The sequence below is a fragment of the Cellulosimicrobium sp. ES-005 genome, from assembly GCF_040448685.1.
Lineage (GTDB): Bacteria > Actinomycetota > Actinomycetes > Actinomycetales > Cellulomonadaceae > Cellulosimicrobium > Cellulosimicrobium cellulans_G.
The window spans coordinates 2,011,383-2,028,270 of record NZ_CP159290.1; the positions used below are offsets into that span (position 1 = coordinate 2,011,383).

A 16,888-nucleotide genomic window follows, 5' to 3' on the forward strand; every position below is an offset into this window, starting at 1 on the left:
CGTGGGGACTTCTGGGGTACCGGGCGTCCCGCCCGGCGGGTTCGCCGTGCACCGCGACGCGTGGGGCGTGCCGCACGTGCGCGCAGCCGACGAGCTCGCGCTCGCCCGCGGCCAGGGGTACGTCACCGCGCTCGACCGCGGCTGGCAGATCGAGGTCGACCGGTGGCGCGCCGAGGGCCGCCTCGCCGAGCGCCTGGGCGAGCCCGGACTCGCGTGGGACCGGTTCGCCCACCGGGTCCGCCTCGCCGACACCGCGCGCCGCGCCTACGCGGCGCTCGCGGCCGACGACCGCGCCTGGGTCGACGCGTACACGGCGGGCGTCAACGAGGGCCTGGTCCGGGGCCGCGACGTGCCCGAGCTGCGCGCGCTCGCCGACCCGGCGTGGCCCGGCGGCGCCGACCTGCCGCCGCACGAGCCGTGGCCCGCGTGGGCGCCGCTCGGCGTCTTCCTCGTCGCGCACGTCCTGTTCTCCGGCTTCCCGCACGTGCTGTGGCGCGACCACGTCGCCCGGACCCTCGGTGCCGACCTCGCCCGCTCGCGTCCCGACGTGCCGCTCGACGCCGTGCTCGACCTGCTCGCCGTGGATGGCGGTCCCGGCTCGGGGTCGAACGCGTGGGCGCTCGCGGGCGGGCGGACGCGCAGCGGGGCGCCGCTGCTCGCGGGCGACCCGCACCGCCTGCTCGAGCTGCCGGGCGTGTACCAGCAGGTGCGGCTCGCGTGCGACGACTACGACGTCGTCGGTCTCGCCTTTCCCGGCGTGCCCGGCCTCCCGCACTTCGGCCACGCCGGCGCCGCGGCCTGGGGCGTGACGAACGCGATGGCGCACCACGTCGACGTGATCGCCGAGAGCCTGCGCCGGACGGACGACGGCCGGGTGGAGGCACGGGGTCCGGAGGGACCGGAGCTCGCGGACGTCGTGGTCGCCACGGTGCGCGTGCGCGCCGCGGGGGGACCCGTGGAGCACCGGGTGGAGACGGTCGAGACGGCGCGCGGCGTCGTGGTGACCGGCGGTCCGGAGGAACCGGGCCGCACGTTCGCGCTCCGCCTGCCCGCGCGCGTGGACGCCGACCTCGGCGTCGCGGCGTGGCGGCGGCTGCTGCGGGCGCGGTCGGCGCGCGACGTCACCGACGCGTTCGGCACGTGGGTCGACCCGGTGGACCGCGTGCTCGCGGCGGACCGCGACACGGTGCTGTCGGTCACCGCCGGCCGCGTGCCCCGCCGGGACCGTGCGGAACGGGCGCTGCCCCTGCTCGCGTGGTCCGACGCCGCGCGCGCCCGGCCGTGGGTCGTGCCGCCCGCTCCCGTGGTCGTCGAGGACGTCGCGGTCGACGCGAACGAACGCCCGGGACGACCGGGGCTCGACCTGGGCCACACCTACGCGCCGCCCCACCGCGCGCGGCGGATCCGCGCGCTGCTCGACGCCGCGGGCGAGGACGGGACGGCAGCGGACCAGACCCGGGTGCACGCGGACGCGCTGCTCGGCGGCGCGGACGACCTGCTGCGCTGGCTCGGCCGGTCCGCGGGCGGCGGGTCCGGGCGCGGCGGGGAGACGGGTGGCGAGGGCGCGTCCGGTACGACCGTCGGCGCGACGGACCCCGCATCGGCGCGGGCGGCCCGCCGCCTGCGCGCGTGGGACCGTCGCATGGACGCGGACAGCGCGGACGCAGCCCTGTTCGCCGCGTGGCGTGCGGCGCTCGTGCGCCGGGTCGCCACGCATCCCGCCCTGGCGCCCCTGCACGCGCCGCACGGGCTCGACACCGTCTTCGCCCCGTGGCTGTCGGTCACGGCACGCGTCGCGGACGCGCTGCCGGCGCTGCTCGCCGCCGCGTGGCTGGGGATCGACGGGACGGGCGAGGCGTGGGCCGCGCTGCGCGAGGTCGTGCGTGCTCCCGCGGGCGCGCGTGTCGACGGCCCCGACGGGCCGGACCGGGTGCCGCCCGACCCCGACGGCGCGAGCACCGTGCCCGCGAGCACCGTGCCGGTGTGGGGCGCGACCCACCGCGTGCTCGGCCTGCACGTGCTCCTCGACGTCCCGGGCGCCACGGCGCCGCGCGTGCCGTCGCTGCCGCTCGGCGGCGACACGGACACCGTGTGCTGCACCGCGAGCGTGCCCGGGATCAGCGACGTGTGCGTGCGCGGTTCGGTCGCGCGCTGGGCGTGGGACCTGGCCGACCGCGACGCGAGCCGCTGGGGCGTGCCGTTCGGCGCGAGCGGGGACCCGCGCTCGCCGCACTTCGCCGACCAGCTCACGGCGTGGGCGGTCGGGGAGACCGTGCCCGTCGTGACCGACTGGACCCTGCTGCGCCACGAGGAGACCCGATGACGACCCCCGCGAGGACCGCGACGACCGCGACCTTCCCCGACGTGCCGACCGGACCGGGTGGCGAGGCCGACCTCGCCGCTCCCGCTGGCGACGTCGCTCCCCCCGGGAGCAGGCGGCTGCGGACGGGGGCGCCGGGCGAGCTCCTGCTGACGCACGCCGCCCCGGGCGGTGGCCGGCTGACGCTGCGCGTGCTCGACCCCGATGCCGACCTCGACGTGCTGCACGACTGGGTGACCCGGCCGCGGGCGCGCTTCTGGGGTCTGGCGGAGATGTCCCGGGCCGAGCTGCGCGACCTGTACGCGTACGTCGGCTCGCTGCCCACGCACCACGCGTTCCTCGTGCGGTGGGACGAGACGCCCGTCGCGTTGCTGCAGACGTACGAGCCGGAGCACGACCCGGTGGGCGAGGCGTACCCGGTGCGGCCCGGCGACGTGGGCGCGCACCTCCTGCTCGGGGCGCGGGGCCCCCGCGGCGCGGACCTGTGGGGTGCCGTCGGGCCGCTGATGGTCGCGTTCTGCTTCGCGAACCCGCGCGTCGACCGCGTCGTCGTCGAGCCGGACGCGGCGAACGCGAGGGCGCACGCCCGGATGCGCGCGCTCGGCTTCGAGACCGCGGGCCGCGTGCGCGTCGGGGAGAAGGACGCGGTGCTCGCGTTCCTCACCCGCGAGCGCGCCCGGGACCTCCTCGCCGCGGCGGCGGCGGTGTCGCGCGACTGACTCCCGCGCGCGACGTCGTCGACGGGGTCGGGCGCGGGGGCGCGCGGTGCCCCCGTCCCGGTGCGCGCCTCAGCGGGGGGCGACGGCGTGACCGGCGTCGCGGAGAGCGTGCGTGGCCTGGTCGAGGCGGTCCTCGGGCACGAGCACGAGGTCCGCGTGGAACGTGGACGCGACGAACACGGCGATGCCCGCGTCGGCGAGGGGCCCGACGACGGAGGCGAGCACCCCGGTCGTCGTCAGGTCGTGCGCCGAGCCGTAGAACCCGGCCCACCGCTCGGCGTCGTCGAAGGGCGACGCGTGCCGCACGACCGTCAGGCCCTCGGGGGCACGCACGAGCGCGACCCACTCGTCGTCCTCGGGGAACGTGGCGCCGGGGACGTGGGCGAGGAGGAAGCGGTCGGGGACGACGTGGAGGTCGAGCGAGGTCATGCGCGGGACGGTATCCGCCTGCGCCCACACGGCCGTCGTCGCCCCGGCGTCCGCGGGCGCGTGCGCTACGGGGCGAGCGCGAGCAGCGGCTCGGGGTCGTCGACCCCGACGAGGACGGTGGTCGCGGTCACGCGACGGGTCCCCGCGACCCGGGCCGCGACCGGGGCGGCGAGGTCGAGGCGGACCACGGGTGAGCGCGCGGACCGCACGAACGACACGACGCCGTGCGCGCCGGTGCGCTCCCCGCCGTCCGCCGGGTCGTCGTGACCCGCGCCGATCTCGACGGGCCGCACTGCTGTCCCCGTCCAGGTGCCGGCGGCCACGACGTCCGCCCGGGGCACGACGACGCCGCCGACCCAGCCGAACCGCACGACGAGCGCGTCGGGGCCGAGGCGGACCGACGCCCAGAGGGGCGAGGCGAGGGCGAGGACCAGGGCGAGCGTCGCGAGGCCGAGGACGACGTCGACGACGAGGGCCGCGACGTCCGGCAGCAGCGCCCCCGCGACGAGGTGCACCGTGAGCACCTCGACGGCGCCGAGCCCGACGACGCCCGCGACGAGCGCCCACCACTGGCCGCGCGCGCCCGCGCCGAGGCGCTGCCGGGACCGTGTCACGCGCCGACCCTACCGGCCGGGCGCGGCTCGTCAGCGGGCGAGGCGCTCGACGACCGCGCCGTACAGCCACGGGGCGACGCTCGCCGCGGGCACGATCGCCCCGCGGGCCGGGCTGCCCGCCCATGCGAGCAGGCCGGTCGTCAGGACGCGGTAGTCCCGCGTGGCGCGCGACCACGCCCGCTCGTACGCTCCCGCGTCGTCGAGGTGGCGCACCGCGGCGTCGGCCTGGGCGAGCCCGACGCGCACGCCCTCGCCCGTGAGCGCGTCGACGTACCCGGACGCGTCGCCGACGAGCCGCACCCGCCCGGCGGTGCGCCGTCGGGCGCGCTGGCGCAGCGGCCCGGCGCCGCGCACCTGCCCCACCGCGGGGGCGTCGCGCAGCCGGTCGGCGAGCTCGGCGAACGCGTCGAGCCCCGCCCGCGCGCCGTCGCCGTCCCCCCGCGCCGGGCTCGCGTCGCCGCGCCGCGCCAGCACGGCGACGCCGACGACGTCGGGCGCGACGGGGGTCACGTACGCCTCGGCGTGCGGGGCCCAGTGCACCTCGACGAGGTCGCTCCACGGCGTCGTGCGGTAGTGGGTGCGCAGCCCGAACCGGGCGCGGCCGTGGGCGGGGGCGTCGAGCCCGGTGAGGCGCCGGACCGTGGAGTGCAGGCCGTCGCACCCGAGCACCCAGGACGCGCGCACGTGCGTGCGTGTGCCGCCCGCGTCCTGGCCGAGGCGGTGCGCGGCGCGGGGCGAGGTGTCGAGCGCGACGTCGACGCCGCGGTCGTCCTGGCTCAGCCCGCGGAGGGTCGCCTGCTCGATCAGGACGCCCTCGGCCAGCGCGCGCTCGCGCAGCGCCGCGTGCAGGGCGGTGCGTCGCACGCCGCGCCCCGGTCCGGCGGCGAAGGGGTGGTCGGCGTGGCGGGTCGCGTCGCGGTAGCTGATGCCCGCGAGCCGGTGCCCGGGCGGGTCGACGCCGAGGTCGAGCACGGCGGCGAGCGCGCCGGGAAGCAGGCCCTCCCCGCACGCCTTGTCGATGACGCCCGCGCGCCGGTCGACCACGACGACCTCGCGCCCGGCCCGCCGGGCGTGCAGCGCCGCCGCCAGGCCGACGGGGCCGCCGCCCACGACGAGGACCTCGGTGCGTGCCGGGACGCTCACGTCGCGCCCGTCACGACCGGGGGCGCGGCGGGCCGTCGGCGCTCGCCCCCGCCGCGGTGGCGAGCGCGAGCGCACGCTCCTCGGCGGGGATGCGGAACCGGGCCAGCAGCACGGCGTTGAGGACGGTGAACGCGAGAGCCGTGACCCAGCACGAGTGCACGAGCGGGAGGGCGAAACCCTCGACGACGACCGCGACGTAGTTGGGGTGACGCAGCCACCGGTACGGACCGCGCGCCACGAGCGGGAGGCCGGGCACGACGATGACGCGCGTGTTCCACCGCGGTCCGAGCGTCGCGATGCACCACCAGCGCAGCCCCTGGCTCGCGAGCACCAGGGCGAGCATGGGCCAGCCGAGCCAGGGCAGGAAGGGCCGGTCCGCGAGCCACGCCTCGGCGACGCACGCGACCAGGAGCCCGATGTGCAGGGCGACCATGGCGGGGAAGTGCCCCCGGCCCGACTCCACGCCGCCGCGCGCGAAGGACCAGCGCGCGTTGCGCGCGGACACCACGAGCTCCGCGAGGCGTTCCACCGCCGTGGCGCCGACGAGCACGACGTACCAGGCGAGGCTCATCCGTCCGCCCCCGCGCGGGGTGCACCGCGCCCGTCGAGGCGCAGGAGCACGAGCTCGGTGCTGACCCCGGGGCCGAACGCCAGGAGGACGGCGGGCGTGCCGGGCGGCGTGCGGTCGCGTCCGAGCGTCGCGGCGAGCACGTGCAGCACGGACGCCGACGACAGGTTCCCGACGTCGCGCAGGGACGCGCGGCTGAGCGCGAGGTCCTCCTCGGCGAGGCCCAGCGCGTCGCGCACGGCGTCCAGGACGCGGGGGCCGCCCGCGTGCACGACCCACGCTCCGACGTCGGCCGGCTCGAGGTCGTGCTCGGCGAGGAGCGCCTTGACGTCCCCGAGCAGGTGCGCCCCGATGAGCTCCGGCAGGCGCGCGGACAGCACGATCTCGAACCCCGTGTCGCCCACGCGCCACCCGAGGTCGCCCGTCGTGCCGGGGTGCAGGTGGGAGCGCGAGTCGACGACGCGCGCGCCGCACGCCCGCCCCCCGTCGCGCGCGGCCCGCCCGTACGGACCGGGGCGCCGCGCGAGCGGGTGCTCGTCGCCCACGAGGACCGCCGCCGCCGCGCCGTCGCCGAACAGGCCCGACGCGACGAGGTTCGCCGTCGACGGGTCGCCGCGCTGCAGCGTCAGGGAGCACAGCTCGACCGCCACGAGGAGCGCGACGTCGCGCGGCCGGCCCCGCAGCAGGTCGTCCGCTCGCGCCAGGCCCGCGGCGCCCCCGGCGCAGCCCCACCCGAACGACGGCGTGCGCCGCACGTCGGAGCGCAGGCCCAGCCGGGCGGCGACCAGCACGTCGAGCGTGGGCGCGCCGACGCCCGTGACGGTCGTCAGGACGACGTGGTCCACCGCGTCCGCGCGCAGCCCCGCGTCGTCGAGCGCCGCCCGGCACGCCCGCTCCGCGAGGTCCGTGCCGAGCGCGAGGAACACGTCGTTGGCCGACCCGAACGACAGCCCGCCGTAGTCCTCGACCGGCAGGGCGAGATGACGGGTCTCCACTCCCGCGTGGGCGTGCAGGCGGCGCGTGAGCGCACGCCGCACCGGGTCGTCCGTGAGCAGCTCGCTCGTGACCCGGGAGATCTCGTCCTGGCGGTACGCATGGTCGGGAAGCGAGGTCCCGACGGCGACGACGCGCGACATGCCCGCATCGTCCCACCGGCCTGCGCCGCCCGCGCGGGGGGCGAGCCGCGCCGCGCGGTCGGCCGCGTCGACGTCCGACGGGTGACGAGCCGCGCTCAGGCGTCCCGACGGCGGGCACCGCACCCGCAGCCGGACTACGGTGCGGCCATGGCGTCGGGGCGGTCGCGGGGGCTCGTGCGGGGGCTGGTCGTCGCGAGCCACTTCCCGCCCACGGTGATGGTCACCCTGTTCGCGCTCGCGCTCTCGGCCGGGATCGGTGCGGGTGCCCGCACGACGACGCTCGTGGCGCTCGCGGTCCTCACCGGCCAGCTCTCGGTCGGGTGGAGCAACGACTGGCTCGACGCGCGCCGCGACCTCGCGGTGGGGCGTGCCGACAAGCCCGTCGTGACCGGACTCGTCACGCCCGCGACCCTGCGCACGGCGGCGCTCGCGGCCCTCGGCGCGTGCGTGGTGCTCTCGCTCGCGACCGGCGTGGTGCCGGGGCTCGTGCACGTCGTCGCCGTCGCGATCGCATGGTCGTACAACGCGGCGCTCAAGGCGACGTGGTGGTCCTGGGCCCCGTACGCCCTCTCGTTCGGGCTGCTCACGGTGTTCGTCGTGCTCGCCGCGCCCGGGGACGGCCGGCCGGCTCCGTGGGCGGTGGCCGCCGCGGTGCTGCTCGGCGTGGGCGCGCACGTCGCGAACACGCTGCCGGACCTCGAGGACGACGCCGCGACCGGGGTCCGCGGCCTGCCGCACCGTCTCGGGCGGCGCGCGAGCAGCGTCCTCGCGCCCGCGCTGCTCGGCGTGGCCGCGCTCCTCGTCGTCCTGGCGCCCCCGGGTGCGCCGGACGCCGCGGCCTGGGTGCTGGCCGGGGCAGGTTTGCTCCTCGCCGTCGCGGCGGGGGTCGTGGGCGTGCTGCGGCCCCGCAGCCGGGCCCCGTTCGCGCTGTCGATGGCGGTGGCGGGCGTGTGCGTCGTGCTGCTCGTGCTCGCGGCGCCCGCCGTCGTCGTCGCGGGCTGAGCGGGCGGCGCAGGAGGCGACCGACGCGAGCCCCGGACGCGGGTCAGCGCGTGAGGTGGACGGACGCCTCGGCGGTGTAGGTCTGGAACGTGAGCGAGGCGAACAGGTAGAGGCGGACCTCGTCGGCCGTGTGGTCGAGGTAGCCGATGGACACGTCCTGCCCGATCGTCAGCTCGTGGTCGCCGCCGCGCGTGGTGAGCAGGTACCCGCCGCGCAGCGCGGGCGCCCACACGATGTCGCGCTGCACCATGCGCTCGAGCTGCTCGCGGATCGGGTACCCGTGGTCGCGGGTCTCGGACACCGCCGTGTACAGGTCGGCGTCGAGCACGAGGGCGTAGGGTCCCTCCACGCCCGCGAGGCGCAGCTCGGTCTGCGCGGCGGCGACGGCGTCGGGCAGGTCGCGCGGGTCGGCGGGGACCGCGATCGGCGGGTTGTCCGACCCGGGGCCGATGCCGCGGATCCCGGCGGCCGCGTACCCCTCGAACACGGCCCGGTCCTCGGCGCGCGCGAGCGCCGTGGCGGCGTCCTTGACCGGCTGCCAGTCGGAGTCCTTCGAGCCGCGCGCGACGTCGTCGACCGCCTGCCGCGACACCGTGAACGGCACCTGCAGCTCCACGAGCGGCACGACGTCGCGCAGGCGCGCCCGGATGCCGTCGTGCGGGGCCTCGACGTCGGTCACGTGTCCCGTGCGGGCGGACGCCGTGCCGAAGCCGAGCGGGCCCGTCACGTCGACCACGCGGCGCCCGGCGACGTTGCGCACGAACGTGCGCCGCGCCTCGTCCGCGATCTCCTCCCACGCGGCGTCCGTGACGGGCGCGAGCCAGCGGTGCAGGTTCGAGTCCCCGGGCGCGCCCGCGCCGCTCGTGGGGACGACCGAGCCCAGGTCCGGTTCCGAGGTGCTCACGACGGTTCTCCCTTCAACGACCCGATCGCGAGAGTCCCGACGGGCGCGGTGGTGGCGGGTGCGGCAGGCTGCGCGGTCGCGGTCGCGGTCGCGGTCGCGGTGCCGGGTGCGGTGGGCGCGGGCCGTCCGGCCTCGTCCGGGGCGTCGTCGGCCAGCGACTCGAGCAGGTCGAGCGAGGGGACGAAGAACGACGTCCCGGTCAGCGCGGTGGACACGTCGAGGATGTGGTCGTAGCGCCCCGGCGGGTTCCCCACGAACATGTTGTCCAGCATGCGCTCCACGACGCCGACGTCCGCGGCGTAGGCGATGTAGTAGGTGCCGAACTCTCCGGTCGACGGGTCGCCGAACGCCATGTTGTCGCGCAGGACGTCACGCTCGGTCCCGTCGTCGTCGACGATCGTGTTGAGCGACACGTGCGAGTCCGGGGGCTGCACGTCGTCCGCGAGCTCGACGTCGTCGAGCTTGGTCCGCCCGATGATGCGCTCCTGCGCCTCGACGGGCAGCGCGCCCCAGGCCGCGAGGTCGTGCACGTACTTCTGCACGACGACGTGGCTGCCGCCCGCGAACGGGCCGTCCGGGATGATCGCGGCGCCCGCGGCCGAGCGGCCCGTCGGGTTCTCGGTGCCGTCGACGAAGCCGAGCAGGTCGCGCGAGTCGAAGTAGCGGAAGCCCGTCACGTGGTCGTCGACCCGCACCGCGTCGCCGAGAGCGGCCATGACCTGCCGGGTCAGCTCGAACGTGAGGTCGGCGCGGTCGGCCCGGACGTGGAACAGCACGTCTCCCGGGGTCGAGGGGGCGTCGTGCACGGCGCCCTGCACGGCGCGGAACGGGTGCAGGCCGTCGGGCCGCGGCGCCCCGGGCGGGCGCACGGCGTCCCAGAACGCCGCACCCAGCCCCACGACGCACGTGAGCCCCGCGGCCGACTGGCGGAACCCCACCGCGCGCACCAGGTCGTTGACCGACGAGGCGACGTCGAGCAGGCGCTCGCGCGACCCGGGCGAGCCCGTCGCGCTGACGACGAGGAACACCGCGGACTCGGTCAGACCGCCCAGGACGGGCTGCGGCTCCGGGACGTCGGCCGGCACGCCGATGCTCGCGCCGGTTCCCTGGGTCGTGTTCTGCGGCACGAGGCGAGCGTGCCACGCGTGCCGGGGGAGCGCACCCGCGCGGCGGCGTCACGCCGCCGCGCGCACCAGGCCCTCGACGACGGCCGCCGTGCCCGGCGCGGGGCGGTCCCCGTACGTGACCGCGAGGACGCGGCGGGCCGCGCCGGGCAGGGCCCGCACGTCCACGCGCGGGTCGCGGTGGGCGCGCAGCGCCAGGGCGGGCAGGAGCGAGACCCCGACCCCGGCCGCCACGAGGGACTGCACCGCGACGTAGTCGTCCGTCTCGAACGCGACCCGTGGCGTGAAGCCCGCGCGCTCGCACCGGCCCACCAGGTCGGCGCGGCACCGCTCGCAGCCCGCGATCCACGCCGCGTCCGCGAGCGTCGCGAGGTCCCCCGGCGCGGCGTCCGCCCCCGGCACGCGCTCGCGCCCGCCGGGGGTCGGCGCGCCGTCCGCCGCCCGCACGAGGAACAGCTCCTCGGCGAGGACCGGCACCGCGCGCAGGCCCTCCACGTCGACGGGGGAGCGGTCGTGCTCGAACACCAGCGCCACGTCCACCGCGCCACGCCGCAGCGCCTCCAGCGCCTCCGGCGGCTCCGCCTCCACGAGGCCCACGCCCAGGCCCGGATGGTCCCCCGCGAGCCGCGCGACGACGTCGGGCACGAGCGTCGCGAGCGCCGAGGGGAACGCCGCCAGCCGCACCCGCCCCGCCGAGAGCGACACCAGCGCGTCCAGCTCGTCCCGTGCCGCGCCCACGCGCCCCAGGATCTCCTCCGCGCGCGTCGCCAGGAGCCGCCCCGCCGCCGTCAGTCGCACCCCGCGCCCGTGCCGCTCCAGCAGGGGCACGCCCACCTCCGCCTCCAGCCGCGCCAGGTGGTGGCTCACCGACGGCTGCGCGTAGTGCAGCGACCGCGCCGCGGCCGTCACCGACCCCTCGCGGGCCACGGCCGCCAGGACGCGCAGCCGTGTCAGGTCCATCTCGACTCCCTCACCGACGAAGCATAGATCCGATCGATCGATCCACTCAGAACAGGCATTGGACCTATGGGACGGCACCCGTCACCGTGGACGCATGGCCCCCGCAGACCTCGCCCCGCCCACGATGCGCGACGTCCTCGACGCCCGCCGCCTCCTCGCCGCACACCTCGACCCCACCCCGGCGCGCACCTACGCGGCCCTCGACCACGCCACCCGCGCCCACGTCGTCGTCAAGCACGAGAACCTCCAGCCCACCGGCGCGTTCAAGGTCCGCGGCGCCCTCAACCTCCTCCAGCGCCTCACGCCCGACGAGCGCGCCCGCGGCGTCACCGCGTTCTCCACCGGCAACCACGCCCAGGCCGTCGCCCACGCCGCCCGCACCACCGCCACCCCCTGCACCATCGTCATGCCCACGAGCCCCAACCCCACCAAGGCCGACGCCGTCCGCGACCTCGGCGCCCGCCTCGTCCTCGCCGGCACCACGTTCGACGACGCGCGCGAGCACGCCACGGCGCTCGCGGCCGACGACGGGTCCCGGCTCGTCAGCGCCGCCAACGAGCCGCTGCTCGTCGCCGGCGTCGCGACGGCCTACCTCGAGCTGCTCGAACGCGCGCCGGACCTCGACGTGCTCGTCGTGCCCGTCGGCGGGGGCAGCGGCGCCGCGGCCGCGTGCCTCGTCGCCCGCGCGCTCGCCCCCGACCTCGACGTGGTCGCCGTGCAGTCCACCGCCTCGCCCGCCGCGCACGACTCCTGGCGCGCCGGGGACCTCCTCGCGCGGCCCAACGCCTCGCGCGCCGAAGGCCTCGCCACCGGCACCGGCTTCGCGCTCACCCAGGCGATGCTGCGCGAGCACCTCGCCGACTTCGTCCTCGTCGACGACGACGCGATCGACCGCGCCGCCGCGATCTACCTCACCGCGGCGCGCACCGTCGCCGAGGGCGCGGGAGCGGCGGCGCTCGCCGCCGTGCTCGCCGACCCGGAGCGGTTCGCCGGACGTCGGGTCGGGGTCGTGTGCTCGGGCGGCAACGCGAGCCCGGCGGAGCTGCGCCGGGTCGCCGCGCACCTGCCGGGGTAGCTCGGGTCGCGTCGCGGTCACGGCACGCCGGGCACGCGCACCGGGCCCTCCCGCTGGACGGGCCTAGGCTCGGGGCCATGGCCCGCTACCTCGACGTCCACCCCGACAACCCGCAGCCGCGCGCGATCGCGCAGGTCGTCGCCCTCCTCGAGGACGGCGGGCTCGTCGCCTACCCGACCGACTCCGGCTACGCCCTCGGGTGCCGCATGGACGACCGGGAGGGCGCGGACCGCATCCGCCGGATCCGGCACCTCGACGACCGGCACCACTTCACGCTCGTGTGCGCCGACTTCGCGCAGCTCGGCCACTTCGTCATGGTCGACAACTCCGCGTTCCGCTCCATCAAGGCCGCCACGCCCGGCCCGTACACGTTCATCCTGCGCGCGACGTCCGAGGTGCCGCGGCGCCTCGCCCACCCCAAGAAGAAGACCGTCGGCGTGCGCATCCCCGACGACACGGTCGCGCAGGCCATCGTGGCCGCGCTCGGCGAGCCCATCCTGTCGAGCTCGCTCATCCTCCCCGGTTCCGCCGAGGCGCTCACCGACGGGTGGGCGATCAAGGAAGAGCTCGACCACGTCGTGGACGCCGTCGTCGACGGCGGCGAGCGAGGCAGCGCGCCGACGACGGTCGTGGACTTCTCCGACGGCGCCCCCGAGGTCGTCCGCGTGGGTGCGGGGGACCCCTCCCGCTTCGAGTAGGGATCGCCCGCTCAGGCGGCACGAGACCGTGGCCGCTCAGGCGCCGGGACCGAGGAGGCGGCGCAGGCGCGCGAGGTCGACCGGGTCGACGAGGGTGCCGCGCGCCTCGCGCACCCACCAGTCGCCCGAACGGCGACGCTCGTCGCGCGTGGTGTAGCGGTAGCGGAACACGCGGGCCCGGACCCATTGGGGCGCGGGTCCCTCCGGGTCGAGCGCGAACGGGTCTGCGGCGAGCAGGCGCAGGGTCGCACGGTCGGCCTCCAGGAGGCGCAGCAGCAGCACCTCGAACCACCGTGTGCCCGGCGACCCGAGCGCGAGGAACCACATCTGCCAGTCCAGTCGCAGGTGGTACGGCGCGACCTGCGGCGGGCGCCGCCCCACGTCGCCGGGCTTGCCGCGGAACGCGTACTCGACCCAGTCGTCCGGCCCGGGGGAACCGGCTGTCGACCCCTCGATCACGACCTCGTCCCGTCGCCGCGACACCGACCCGAACGCCCCGTAGGCGTTGACGAGCCGGAACGGCTCGAAGCTCGCGTTCATGAGCTGCCGGCGCGCGACCAGGTTGCGCGCCGGGCGCACGCTCAGTACGAGCAGCAGCGCCGACACGCCGAGCACCGCCAGGACCAGGGACACCGGACCGCCCAGGCCCGTCCCGCCGTCGGGCACCGGCGCCTCGCCTCGCCCGAACGCCGGCACGAGCCACGACCCCACCGCCGCCCACGCGCCGTCGCTCACCACCCCCAGCCCGAGCACGACCGTCAGCCAGTTCAGCCACGCGAAGTTCCCCGTCACCAGCAGCCACGCCTGCGTGAGCACCACGACGCCGCCCGCGACGCTCGCCACCGGCTGCGGCGCGAACAGCGCGAACGGCACCACGAGCTGCGTCACGTGGTTGCCCGCCACCTCCACCCGGTGCCACCACCGCGGCAGGTGGTGCGCGTGCCACGAGAACGGGCCGGGCAGCGGCTGCGTCTCGTGGTGGTAGTACAGAGCCGTCAGGTCACGCCAGACCCGGTCGCCGCGGATCTTGATGAGCCCCGCGCCCAGCTCGACCCGGAACAGGCACCACCGGGCCGCCAGCAGCACCAGCACCGGGGGAGCGACGCCCCCGCCCGACGACCCCAGCCAGCCCACGAGGAACGTCACCTCGCACAGCAGCGACTCCCAGCCGAACCCGTAGAACCGCTGCCCGACGTTCACCACCGACAGGTACGCCGCCCACAGGAGCAGGAACGCGAGCGTCGTCACCCACCACGGGCCGCGCTGGGGGAGCCCCACGACGAGCAGCCCCGCGAGGACCGCCCCGCACCACGCCATCCCCGTCACGAACCGGTCGCCGCACCGCCACCGGAGCACGCTCGGCCCGTCCCGCCACGACGTGCGGTCCACGAACGCCGCCACGGGCAGCAGCCCGTGCTCGCCCAGCAGCGGCCGCCACTGCCGCACCACGACGACGAACGCCACCACGAGCACGGCCGCCGTGCCCCGCTGCAGCACCTCGCGCGCCACGTCGTAGTCCGGCGCCCAGAACCACGACCCCAGCCACGTCGCCACGCGGCCGGGCCACCCGTCCGCCATCCCTCCACGGTAGGCGTGTGACCCGTGTCTCACCCGGCCGCGGTGAGCACCCGCCGCCCTGCCCCGGACCATGCCCCGCCCCTACGATCGGGGCATGAGCAGCCAGGGCCTCACCCAGTCCACCGACCGCATGCGCGACGCCGGAGTCGCCCCCGCCGCCATCGACGTCTTCACGCGCTTCTACCGGCTCCTCGAGTCCGGCGCGACCGGCATGATCCCCGAGACCGACGTCGAGCCCCTCACCGACGTCGCCCACCGCGACCAGCTCGACGTCCCCGACGCCGCCGCCCGCGACGCCCTCCAGCGCACCGCGATCATCAAGCTCAACGGGGGCCTCGGCACCTCCATGGGCATGGACCGCGCCAAGTCCCTCCTCACCGTGCGCGACGCCGACCCGCAGCGCCCCGACAGCGGCCCCCTCACCTTCCTCGACGTCATCGTCGCCCAGGTCCGCGCCGCCCGGCACACCACCGGAGCACCCCTGCCGCTCCTCCTCATGAACTCGTTCCGCACCCAGGACGACACCCTCGCCGCGCTCGCCCCCCACGACGACCTCCCCGTCGCCGGGCTCCCGCTCGACTTCCTCCAGAACCGCGAGCCCAAGCTCCGCGCCGACGACCTCACCCCCGTCGACTGGCCCGCCGACCCCGAGCTCGAATGGTGCCCGCCCGGCCACGGCGACCTCTACACCGCCCTCTACGCCTCCGGCGCGCTCCGCGCCCTCCTCGACGCCGGCTACCGCTACGCCGCCGTCTCCAACTCCGACAACCTCGGCGCCGGCCCCGACGCCGCCATGGCCGGCTGGTTCGCCGCCAGCGGCGCCCCCTTCGCCGCCGAGGTCGCGCGCCGCACCCCCGCCGACCGCAAGGGCGGCCACCTCGTCGTGCGCCGCAGCGACGGGCGCCTCGTCCTGCGCGAGACCGCGCAGACCCCCGCCGACGACCAGGACGCCGCCGCCGACATCAGCACGCACCGGTACTTCAACACCAACAACCTCTGGTTCGACCTCGACGCGCTCGCGGCCGAGCTCGACCGCACCGGCGGCGTGCTCGAGCTCCCGCTCATCAAGAACACCAAGACCGTCGACCCGACCGACCCGTCGTCGCCCGAGGTCGTGCAGATCGAGTCCGCCATGGGCGCCGCCGTCGAGGTGTTCGACGGCGCCGCCGCCATCGAGGTCGGGCGCGACCGGTTCCTGCCCGTCAAGACGACGAACGACCTCCTCGTCCTGCGCTCCGACGTCTACGACCTCGACGACCACTACCGCTTCGTGGCCCGGACCGACGCGCCGCTCGTCGACCTCGACCCGGCCCACTACAAGACCATCGCGGCGTTCGACGCCCGGTTCGACGACGGCACCCCGTCCCTGCGCGCCGCACGCTCCCTCACGGTCCGCGGCGACTGGACCTTCGGCTCGGGCGTCACCGTCACCGGCGACGCCGAGCTCGCCGACCCGGGCGGCTCCTCGCGCGTCCCCGACGGCGCGGTCGTCGGCCCGGACGGAGTCAGCGACTGACCCGGGGGAGACTCGCGGTGGGCCGAGGAAGAGCCCTTTCGCTGGAGGAGGGATCTTCGTCGTAGCAGGGCTGCCGGTGCTTTGTGCACGACGTCGAGGATCGCGCCCAGAGTTTCGGCCCCCGGGAAGAAGCCTTGGCGAGCCGGAGGCAGGGAGAGCGAGCCTGCCCCACTGGGAGGATGCTGACATGATTCTCGTGAGGGCTCGTGTCACGCGGTGGTTGACCGACGTGCCGCAGCCAGGGCTGGTCGAGATCCAGCTCGACGATGTCGAGGGCCGCACGCACCGCCTCGTCGAGAAGTCCGCGATCGTCGACTCGACCGGGGCCGTCCGTCGCGATGGGAGCTTTCCGATCACTGTCGACCTCGCCTGCCGACCTCGCCTGCCGACCTCGCACGCAGTACCCCGGTCTCGACGCCAGGGGCCGGGTCAACGTCGTGGACTTGTCACCCTGGGGGATCGGTGACGATGACGTCGTCTACGCGGTCGGCCGAGAGAACCTGACCTTGGCGCGTCCGGCGGCGTACTCCGACCTCTCGGTTCGAGCCCGCCAGGCGGCGGGCCTCGTGACCTTTCGCCGTTGGCGAGCTTCCGTCGGGTTGACCGCCCCCGAGCTCGACGCGCTCGAGGAGCATCTGTGGCAGTATGCGCTCGTCACCCCTGAGACGTTCGACGAGTGGCACGAGGCCGATCCCCTGGCACGACTGGGCTCGTCCGAGCCGCTACCTGTGTCGCTGCTCCGCACGCTCGAAGCGTCCGGCATCGAGCCAGAGGAACTCAGGTCGGTCATCGACTCTCTCATCGAGATCACCTACGGCGGACTGTTCGGTCGGCTCGAGAGCAGATGGTCACTCAGCGAGCTGGCCACGGTGGTCGCGTTCGCTCGGCGTCAAGGAGTCGCACCGGCTCCCGCGGATGCGTTCGACGACTGCCTCTGGATCGATGACGACTGGGGTCGCCCCACTGAGACGATCGTCGGCAGGTGGCGCGCGGGCGAGTAGACCATCGCTGGGGCGAGCGGCCGCACGGACGAGCGGCGGATGACGGATGCCGCATCACGACCCGCCGCGACCACCAACTCATACAGTGAGCCGCGAAGCAC

16 protein-coding genes are annotated in these 16,888 nt (G+C 76.5%); 7 read left to right on the forward strand and 9 right to left on the reverse strand.

Annotated elements, in window-relative coordinates; genetic code table 11:
• Position 1: 1 nt before the first annotated feature.
• A complete protein-coding gene (locus tag ABRQ22_RS08765; protein ID WP_353709254.1) occupies positions 2-2,323 on the forward strand; it encodes a penicillin acylase family protein in 2,322 nt (773 codons plus the stop codon).
• Positions 2,320-3,039 (forward strand): GNAT family N-acetyltransferase, encoded by a 720-nt coding sequence (locus ABRQ22_RS08770; protein ID WP_353709255.1) that lies wholly within the window; start codon positions 2,320-2,322, stop codon positions 3,037-3,039. Before ABRQ22_RS08765 ends, ABRQ22_RS08770 begins: the two co-directional genes overlap by 4 nt.
• A gap of 69 nt (positions 3,040-3,108) precedes the next feature.
• On the opposite strand, the gene ABRQ22_RS08775 is transcribed toward ABRQ22_RS08770, so the two are convergent.
• From ABRQ22_RS08775 to ABRQ22_RS08795, 5 genes are all read right to left on the reverse strand, one after another.
• Positions 3,109-3,468 carry an ACT domain-containing protein gene (locus tag ABRQ22_RS08775; protein WP_253049507.1) on the reverse strand — a complete coding sequence of 120 codons (360 nt, stop codon included), beginning with the start codon at positions 3,466-3,468 and terminating at the stop codon, positions 3,109-3,111.
• A gap of 65 nt (positions 3,469-3,533) precedes the next feature.
• Positions 3,534-4,082, reverse strand: coding sequence for a hypothetical protein (locus tag ABRQ22_RS08780; RefSeq protein WP_253049505.1), 549 nt, complete (start codon positions 4,080-4,082; stop codon positions 3,534-3,536).
• 30 nt (positions 4,083-4,112) lie between these two features.
• Positions 4,113-5,225 carry an FAD-dependent monooxygenase gene (locus ABRQ22_RS08785; protein ID WP_253049503.1) on the reverse strand — a complete coding sequence of 371 codons (1,113 nt, stop codon included), beginning with the start codon at positions 5,223-5,225 and terminating at the stop codon, positions 4,113-4,115.
• Positions 5,226-5,235: 10 nt separating this feature from the next.
• On the reverse strand, positions 5,236-5,796 hold the full coding sequence (locus ABRQ22_RS08790) for an isoprenylcysteine carboxyl methyltransferase family protein (RefSeq protein WP_353709256.1): 561 nt from the start codon (positions 5,794-5,796) through the stop codon (positions 5,236-5,238).
• Positions 5,793-6,929 (reverse strand): 3-oxoacyl-[acyl-carrier-protein] synthase III C-terminal domain-containing protein, encoded by a 1,137-nt coding sequence (locus ABRQ22_RS08795; RefSeq protein ID WP_253049500.1) that lies wholly within the window; start codon positions 6,927-6,929, stop codon positions 5,793-5,795. Before ABRQ22_RS08795 ends, ABRQ22_RS08790 begins: the two co-directional genes overlap by 4 nt.
• Before the next feature lie 147 nt (positions 6,930-7,076).
• Between ABRQ22_RS08795 and ABRQ22_RS08800 the strand changes: the two genes are divergently transcribed.
• Positions 7,077-7,931, forward strand: coding sequence for a UbiA family prenyltransferase (locus tag ABRQ22_RS08800; protein WP_353709257.1), 855 nt, complete (start codon positions 7,077-7,079; stop codon positions 7,929-7,931).
• Between the two features lie 43 nt (positions 7,932-7,974).
• Here ABRQ22_RS08800 and ABRQ22_RS08805 read toward each other — a convergent pair whose 3' ends face one another.
• Genes ABRQ22_RS08805 through ABRQ22_RS08815 form a run of 3 tightly spaced genes read right to left on the reverse strand, consistent with a single transcriptional unit; the run spans position 7,975 to position 10,919 of the window.
• Complete coding sequence (locus tag ABRQ22_RS08805) at positions 7,975-8,835, reverse strand: family 1 encapsulin nanocompartment shell protein (RefSeq protein ID WP_253049496.1); 861 nt, start codon at positions 8,833-8,835, stop codon at positions 7,975-7,977.
• On the reverse strand, positions 8,832-9,962 hold the full coding sequence (locus tag ABRQ22_RS08810) for a Dyp-type peroxidase (RefSeq protein WP_353709258.1): 1,131 nt from the start codon (positions 9,960-9,962) through the stop codon (positions 8,832-8,834). Before ABRQ22_RS08810 ends, ABRQ22_RS08805 begins: the two co-directional genes overlap by 4 nt.
• 48 nt (positions 9,963-10,010) lie before the next feature.
• A complete protein-coding gene (locus ABRQ22_RS08815) occupies positions 10,011-10,919 on the reverse strand; it encodes a LysR substrate-binding domain-containing protein (protein ID WP_353709259.1) in 909 nt (302 codons plus the stop codon).
• Positions 10,920-11,013: 94 nt separating this feature from the next.
• On the opposite strand from ABRQ22_RS08815, the gene ABRQ22_RS08820 reads away from it, so the two are divergent.
• Together ABRQ22_RS08820 and ABRQ22_RS08825 are read left to right on the forward strand one after the other, a co-directional pair.
• The gene (locus ABRQ22_RS08820) at positions 11,014-11,994 is read left to right on the forward strand and encodes a pyridoxal-phosphate dependent enzyme (protein WP_353709260.1); all 981 of its coding nucleotides are present in this window, start codon (positions 11,014-11,016) and stop codon (positions 11,992-11,994) included.
• A 77-nt stretch (positions 11,995-12,071) separates the two neighbouring features.
• Positions 12,072-12,692 carry an L-threonylcarbamoyladenylate synthase gene (locus tag ABRQ22_RS08825; RefSeq protein ID WP_154798692.1) on the forward strand — a complete coding sequence of 207 codons (621 nt, stop codon included), beginning with the start codon at positions 12,072-12,074 and terminating at the stop codon, positions 12,690-12,692.
• Between the two features lie 36 nt (positions 12,693-12,728).
• On the opposite strand, the gene ABRQ22_RS08830 is transcribed toward ABRQ22_RS08825, so the two are convergent.
• A complete protein-coding gene (locus ABRQ22_RS08830; protein WP_353709261.1) occupies positions 12,729-14,270 on the reverse strand; it encodes a lipase maturation factor family protein in 1,542 nt (513 codons plus the stop codon).
• Positions 14,271-14,364: 94 nt separating this feature from the next.
• On the opposite strand from ABRQ22_RS08830, the gene ABRQ22_RS08835 reads away from it, so the two are divergent.
• Together ABRQ22_RS08835 and ABRQ22_RS08840 are read left to right on the forward strand one after the other, a co-directional pair.
• Positions 14,365-15,786, forward strand: a complete 1,422-nt coding sequence (locus ABRQ22_RS08835; protein WP_353709262.1) for a UTP--glucose-1-phosphate uridylyltransferase — start codon at positions 14,365-14,367, stop codon at positions 15,784-15,786.
• A 437-nt stretch (positions 15,787-16,223) separates the two neighbouring features.
• On the forward strand, positions 16,224-16,787 hold the full coding sequence (locus ABRQ22_RS08840) for a hypothetical protein (protein ID WP_353709263.1): 564 nt from the start codon (positions 16,224-16,226) through the stop codon (positions 16,785-16,787).
• Positions 16,788-16,888: the final 101 nt, after the last annotated feature.